The organism is Nocardioides sp. 616, assembly GCF_002930065.1.
GTDB classification, from domain to species: Bacteria; Actinomycetota; Actinomycetes; order Propionibacteriales; family Nocardioidaceae; genus Nocardioides; species Nocardioides houyundeii.
This window is the reverse complement of sequence record NZ_POAG01000020.1, coordinates 1-5,554: the sequence shown is the minus strand read 5'-3', so window position 1 is coordinate 5,554 and position 5,554 is coordinate 1. Positions and strand designations below refer to the sequence as shown.

2 rRNA genes are annotated in these 5,554 nt (G+C 55.5%); both read right to left on the bottom strand.

From position 1 onward, the window contains the following. Positions 1–253: 253 nt before the first annotated feature. Positions 254–3,368: ribosomal RNA gene (locus tag C5H89_RS13640) — 23S ribosomal RNA — on the bottom strand. A 455-nt stretch (positions 3,369–3,823) separates the two neighbouring features. Continuing rightward, positions 3,824–5,340: ribosomal RNA gene (locus C5H89_RS13630) — 16S ribosomal RNA — on the bottom strand. Together the 16S and 23S rRNA genes form the textbook arrangement of a ribosomal RNA operon. Between the last annotated feature and the right edge of the window lie 214 nt (positions 5,341–5,554).

The window sequence follows — 5,554 nt, the reverse complement described above, 5'->3', positions numbered from 1 at the left end:
CTTAACTTCCGGGTTCGGGATGGGACCGGGTGTTTCCCTTTCGCTATGGCCGCCGTAACTCTTGTGGTCAACACACCCCATAGGGTGTCATGGGTGTGGACCAAGTCTTGGTTGGTGTTCGTTGTTCAGTTGTCACAACCGTGTCAAACCTTCATGGGTTTGTTGGTTGGGAACTGGTTAGTGGACGCGGGCATTACTTGTGCGCATTCATGGGTCTTGTTCAACTCGTAGTGTGAGTGGTTATGTACGATGTTGGGACAAGCCCTCGGCCTATTAGTACCGGTCGGCTAGGCATTACTGCTGTACACCTCCGGCCTATCAACCCAGTGTTCTGCTGGGGGCCTTACCCACTTACGTGGTGGGAAACCTCATCTTGAAACGTGCTTCCCGCTTAGATGCATTCAGCGGTTATCACTTCCGAACGTAGCTAACCAGCCGTGCCCCTGGCGGGACAACTGGCACACCAGAGGTTCGTCCATCCCGGTCCTCTCGTACTAGGGACAGCCTTTCTCAAGTTTCCTGCGCGCGCGGCGGATAGGGACCGAACTGTCTCACGACGTTCTAAACCCAGCTCGCGTGCCGCTTTAATGGGCGAACAGCCCAACCCTTGGGACCTACTCCAGCCCCAGGATGCGACGAGCCGACATCGAGGTGCCAAACCATCCCGTCGATATGGACTCTTGGGGAAGATCAGCCTGTTATCCCCGGGGTACCTTTTATCCGTTGAGCGACGCCGCTTCCACATGCTGGCGCCGGATCACTAGTTCCGACTTTCGTCCCTGCTCGACATGTCTGTCTCACAGTCAAGCTCCCTTGTGCACTTACACTCGCCACCTGATTGCCAACCAGGCTGAGGGAACCTTTGAGCGCCTCCGTTACTCTTTAGGAGGCAACCGCCCCAGTTAAACTACCCATCAGGCACTGTCCCTGATCCGGATTACGGACCTAGGTTAGACATCTAGTACGACCAGAGTGGTATTTCAACGATGACTCCCCAACCACTGGCGTGATCGGTTCACAGTCTCCCACCTATCCTACACAAGCCGAACCAAACACCAATACCAAACTATAGTAAAGGTCCCGGGGTCTTTCCGTCCTGCCGCGCGTAACGAGCATCTTTACTCGTAGTGCAATTTCGCCGAGTCCACGGTTGAGACAGCGCCCAAGTCGTTACTCCATTCGTGCAGGTCGGAACTTACCCGACAAGGAATTTCGCTACCTTAGGATGGTTATAGTTACCACCGCCGTTTACTGGGGCTTAAGTTCTCAGCTTCGAACCAACAAGTGGCTCTAACCGGTCCCCTTAACCTTCCAGCACCGGGCAGGAGTCAGTCCGTATACATCGTCTTACAACTTCGCACGGACCTGTGTTTTTAGTAAACAGTCGCTTGGGCCTGGTCTCTGCGGCCATCACCGCTTCATCACGCAAGGTGAATCACGGATCCGGCCCCCCTTCTCCCGAAGTTACGGGGGCATTTTGCCGAGTTCCTTAACCATGGTTATCTCGATCGCCTTAGTATTCTCTACCTGATCACCTGAGTCGGTTTGGGGTACGGGCGGCGCATAGCTCGCTAGAGGTTTTTCTCGACAGCATAGGATCATCCACTTCCCCCATACGGGGTCCCCATCAGGTCTCAGACATACAGGTGGCGGATTTGCCTACCACCAGTCCTACACCCTTAGCCGTGGACTACCATCGCCACGGTTGGACTGCCTTCCTGCGTCACCCCATCGCTTGACTACTACCAGTTCGGGTCCCACGCTCTGCCACATCGCCTCGCCCCGAAGGGTCCGGTCAACATGGTTTCGGATGGTTAGCATCACCGGGTTCGTCATGGGCGCTATTTTGCCGGTACGGGAATATCAACCCGTTGTCCATCGACTACGCCTGTCGGCCTCGCCTTAGGTCCCGACTTACCCAGGGCAGATTAGCTTGACCCTGGAACCCTTGATCATTCGGCGGAAGAGTTTCTCGCTCTTCATTCGCTACTCATGCCTGCATTCTCACTCGTGTCGCGTCCACAACTGGATCACTCCGCTGCTTCACTCGCGACACGACGCTCCCCTACCCATCCACACACCTGAACCACGAAGGCTGAGTTATATATGTGAATGCCATAGCTTCGGCGGATGACTTGAGCCCCGCTACATTGTCGGCGCGGAATCACTTGACCAGTGAGCTATTACGCACTCTTTCAAGGGTGGCTGCTTCCAAGCCAACCTCCTGGTTGTCAATGCGACTCCACATCCTTTTCCACTTAGTCACCGCTTAGGGGCCTTAGCTGATGGTCTGGGCTGTTTCCCTCTCGACTACGGAGCTTATCCCCCGCAGTCTCACTGCCGCGCTCTCACTTACCGGCATTCGGAGTTTGGCTAACGTCAGTAACCTTGTAGGGCCCATTAGCTATCCAGTGCTCTACCTCCGGCAAGAAACACGCGACGCTGCACCTAAATGCATTTCGGGGAGAACCAGCTATCACGGAGTTTGATTGGCCTTTCACCCCTATCCACAGGTCATCCCCTCAGTTTTCAACCTAAGTGGGTTCGGTCCTCCACGCGGTCTTACCCGCGCTTCAACCTGCCCATGGATAGATCACTCCGCTTCGGGTCTTGATCGTGCTACTAAAACGCCCTATTCGGACTCGCTTTCGCTACGGCTACCCCACACGGGTTAACCTCGCAACACAACGCAAACTCGCAGGCTCATTCTTCAAAAGGCACGCCGTCACAACCCACAAGGGATCGCTCCGACGGATTGTAGGCACACGGTTTCAGGTACTATTTCACTCCCCGCCAGGGGTACTTTTCACCTTTCCCTCACGGTACTTGTCCGCTATCGGTCACCAAGGAGTATTTAGGCTTAACGGGTGGTCCCGCCAGATTCACACGGAATTTCAGGGGTTCCGTGTTACTTGGGGTCACGCTCCAGAGCTCATCGCTTACGTCTACGGGGCTATCACCCTCTACGGCCCCACTTTCCAATGGGCTTCGACTTCACCATGAGTTTCTTACTCTGTACCTCACCGGCAGATAAGGTTGAACGGCCCCACAACCCCATGACTGCAACCCCTGCCGGGTATCACACAGCCATGGTTTGGCCTCATCCGATTTCGCTCGCCACTACTCTCGGAATCACTGTTGTTTTCTCTTCCTGTGGGTACTGAGATGTTTCACTTCCCCACGTTCCCTCCACTCACCCTATGTGTTCAGGTGAGGGTAACTGGACATGACTCCAGCTGGGTTTCCCCATTCGGACACCCCCGGATCACAGCTCGGTTGCCAACTCCCCGGGGCTTATCGCAGGCTCCTACGTCCTTCATCGGCTCTTGGTGCCAAGGCATCCACCGTGTGCCCTTCATAGCTTGTCTCAACAACGTCAAAACAACTCAACTACAAAGACCACGACCATCTCGCGCCCAATCAAAGCAACGAGATGAGTCATTCATAAAAATTACACAAGACACCCACCCAAAACTCCAGGCGGGCATCAGATGCTCGCGTCCACTATCCAGATCTCAAACAACAACCCCACCAACCCCCACACCCAGGCAAACAACCCGGGCACGGGCAAAGGGAGGAACACCAAGGAAACCAGACTCTCATCTGATCCCTCAGGACCCAACAGTGTGTCAAACCCACCCACCAGCACCAGCCACCCAGGTTCCACGCCCGGCACCGCTATCCCCCCGAAGAGAGACAGACAGGCACGGACAGTACTGAGGACGACCAGCCCCAACGGGCAGACCTTCATCGACGATTCCACTAGTGAACACCACCATGCGCCCCCACACGAACGGTGAGGGTCGGGGCGTGTGCTCCTTAGAAAGGAGGTGATCCAGCCGCACCTTCCGGTACGGCTACCTTGTTACGACTTCGTCCCAATCGCCAGCCCCACCTTCGACGGCTCCCTCCACAAGGGTTGGGCCACCGGCTTCGGGTGTTGCCGACTTTCGTGACGTGACGGGCGGTGTGTACAAGGCCCGGGAACGTATTCACCGCAGCGTTGCTGATCTGCGATTACTAGCGACTCCGACTTCATGGGGTCGAGTTGCAGACCCCAATCCGAACTGAGACCGGCTTTTTGGGATTCGCTCCGCCTTACAGCATCGCAGCCCTTTGTACCGGCCATTGTAGCATGCGTGAAGCCCTGGACATAAGGGGCATGATGACTTGACGTCATCCCCACCTTCCTCCGAGTTGACCCCGGCAGTCTCCTATGAGTCCCCACCATTACGTGCTGGCAACATAGAACGAGGGTTGCGCTCGTTGCGGGACTTAACCCAACATCTCACGACACGAGCTGACGACAGCCATGCACCACCTGTATACCGACTAAAAGGGGCTCTATCTCTAGAGCTTTCCGGCATATGTCAAACCCAGGTAAGGTTCTTCGCGTTGCATCGAATTAATCCGCATGCTCCGCCGCTTGTGCGGGCCCCCGTCAATTCCTTTGAGTTTTAGCCTTGCGGCCGTACTCCCCAGGCGGGGCGCTTAATGCGTTAGCTGCGGCACGGAACCCATGGAATAGGCCCCACACCTAGCGCCCAACGTTTACGGTGTGGACTACCAGGGTATCTAATCCTGTTCGCTCCCCACACTTTCGCTCCTCAGCGTCAGGTAATGCCCAGAGAACCGCCTTCGCCACCGGTGTTCCTCCTGATATCTGCGCATTTCACCGCTACACCAGGAATTCCGTTCTCCCCTGCATACCTCTAGTCTGCCCGTATCGGAAGCCAGCTCAGAGTTAAGCCCTGAGTTTTCACTCCCGACGCGACAAACCGCCTACGAGCCCTTTACGCCCAATAATTCCGGACAACGCTCGCACCCTACGTATTACCGCGGCTGCTGGCACGTAGTTGGCCGGTGCTTCTTCTGTACCTACCGTCACTCTCGCTTCGTCGGTACTGAAAGAGGTTTACAACCCGAAGGCAGTCATCCCTCACGCGGCGTTGCTGGATCAGGCTTTCGCCCATTGTCCAATATTCCCCACTGCTGCCTCCCGTAGGAGTCTGGGCCGTGTCTCAGTCCCAGTGTGGCCGGTCACCCTCTCAGGCCGGCTACCCGTCGAAGCCTTGGTGAGCCATTACCTCACCAACAAGCTGATAGGCCGCGAGCACATCCTCCACCGCCAGAACTTTCCACCGAACCACATGCATGATCCGGTCATATCCGGTATTAGCCACCGTTTCCGGTGGTTATCCCAAAGTGAAGGGCAGATTACTCACGTGTTACTCACCCGTTCGCCGCTCGTGTACCCCCGAAAGGGCCTTACCGCTCGACTTGCATGTGTTAAGCACGCCGCCAGCGTTCGTCCTGAGCCAGGATCAAACTCTCCATTGAAAAACAAACCCCACAACCACACAAGTGCAGCCACGGGAAAAGAAGAGCCAAATCTCTGACAACAACAAACCCTGACAAAAATGTCAGAAATTATCGTCATACAAAGAAACCACCAACAAAACATCCCGAAAGATCAATGTTGACGGGGCATAACAAACTAATTCGTCGACTATGACACACTGTTGAGTTCTCAAGGATCAAACGCGTCCCGGGC